The following is a 1,943-nucleotide window of genomic DNA, read 5'->3' as shown; positions in this document are numbered from 1 at the left end:
GAGCTCTCCCGCGGCCGCGGCGGCCCGCGCTGCATGAGCATGCCCTTCTGGCGTGAGGACCTCTAAGGTCTTCTAGGACCCGTATAGGTCTTAATACATACATCTAGCTGACGTTAGATGTCTCCCATTGGGGCGGTGCGGGTTTTCGCGCCGCCCCAATCTTGTATGAGGAACGTCAACACGGTTGGATGACTGCTTTTGTAAGGAGCTTGGCCATGGACATTAAGACGATTGGCGTTGAGGAATGGCTCAACGTTTGGGAGAAGAGCGCCACGTGGGACATCGCCCAGTCGACGATCTCGTCGCTCACCATGGGCGAGCTGCGCGCGCTCGATGAGCAGGACGGCGCCACGTTCTACGAGCGCCTGGACCGCGAGAAGATGAACTACGGCTGGATCGAGGGCTCTCCGGAGTTTAAGGCCGAGGTTGCCAAGCTGTATCGTCGCGAGGTCAATCCCGATCACATTCTGCAGACCAATGGCTGCACGGGCGCTAACCTCAACGCCATCATGGCCGTGGTCGAGCCCGGCGACCATGTCATCGCCGAGTGGCCCACCTACGCGCCGCTCTACGAGATTCCGCGTACGCTCGGTGCCGAGGTCGAGTATTGGGAGCTTCGCGAGGAGCTTGGCTGGAAGCCCGATATCGAGGAGCTTAAACGCTTGGTGCGTCCCAATACCAAGCTCATCTGCATCAACAACGCATCGAACCCCATCGGTACGGTGCTCGATGCCGATATGCTCGGCCAGATTGCCGAGATCGCCCGTTCGGCTGGCGCCTATGTGCTGTGCGACGAGGTGTGCCTGCCGCTCGAAAACACTGACTCCTATATGTCGATGGCCGACATGTACGAGAAGGCCATTGTCACCAACTCGGTGTCCAAGACCTATTCGACGCCTGCGGCCCGCGTGGGCTGGGTCGTGGCCGACGAAGAGGTGTCCAACCGCATCCGCACCTACCGCGACTACACCATGATCTGCGGCGGCGTGTTCAACGATGCCCTGGCGACCTATGTGCTTGAGCACAAGGATAAGATTTTCGAGCGCAATCGCAAGATCGTGTTTGGCAACCGCGATATCGCGCAGGCTTGGATCGATACGCAGCATCGCGTTTCCTGGACGGCCCCGCAGGGAATATCCACCTCGTTTATCCAGCTGGATATTCCCGAGGATGACGAGGAATTCTGTAAGCGCCTGTTGGCCGAGAGGGGAGTGCTGCTGGTCCCCGGTAGCCGCTTTGAACTTCCCTGCGGCGCACGCCTGGGCTACTGCGCGAGCGAAGACGTTCTTCGCGAGGGCCTGAGGCTTTTGGGCGAGGCACTGGTGGAGTTCGATCGCTAGGATTCCGACGATCTTCGAGGGCCTTATCCAAATTGGCCGAAGATAATCGAAAACGGACCCGTTTCCCTAGGGGAAGCGGGTTCGTTTTTCTATACCGAGAAGTCAAGTTGTTACAAATGGGGCCGTAAAGCGAGCCGGTATCCGCTGGGCCTTATACTGAGCTTCCGGTGAACGGTATCAAGCGTCTGGTAAACGGTAATTTGTTTACCAGAAATGAATAGGACAAACTTTTTTCTGAATAAAAATGAAAATGGTTGAGACGCGGCATGAATCGCTGATTCTATTCATAGCTTTATTAGAAATATGCAATTTGAGGGTGGTTTAATAAAGTTAAGTTCCATTTGCTATTTGGACTGAAAACGCGTTTTAGCACGTAAATACACTTTATTATATCAAAGTGTGCCATGCGTGAAGTATATGTGTATGCCGTTCACCCCTCATATAAAACCGTTCGGGGGCGAGGTGGAAGTATGGACTGATTTTGGATATAAATATGTCGTCAGCAATAACGCCTCACACGGAGGGGCGCTAACGAATCGGCCCTGACAGGGGCCCGAAAGAAAGGTAGGAGGCCATGACGAAAGGTCTGCACGTGCCTTCCGA

Annotated in this window: 2 protein-coding genes; both read left to right on the top strand. The window is 55.2% G+C overall.

All coding sequences use genetic code 11. The annotated features are described in order from the left end of the window. Positions 1 to 66: arginine deiminase family protein (locus CHY22_RS10010; RefSeq protein WP_143759195.1), on the top strand; the 66-nt coding region annotated here is incomplete at its 5' end. A 149-nt stretch (positions 67 to 215) separates the two neighbouring features. Next, positions 216 to 1,340 carry an aminotransferase gene (locus CHY22_RS09795; protein ID WP_089573693.1) on the top strand — a complete coding sequence of 375 codons (1,125 nt, stop codon included), beginning with the start codon at positions 216 to 218 and terminating at the stop codon, positions 1,338 to 1,340. Positions 1,341 to 1,943 lie beyond the last annotated feature (603 nt).

The sequence above is a fragment of the Collinsella sp. TF06-26 genome, assembly GCF_002232035.1.
Lineage (GTDB): Bacteria > Actinomycetota > Coriobacteriia > Coriobacteriales > Coriobacteriaceae > Collinsella.
Note: the sequence above shows the minus strand (reverse complement) of the source record. Positions and strands in the feature narration are given on the sequence as shown.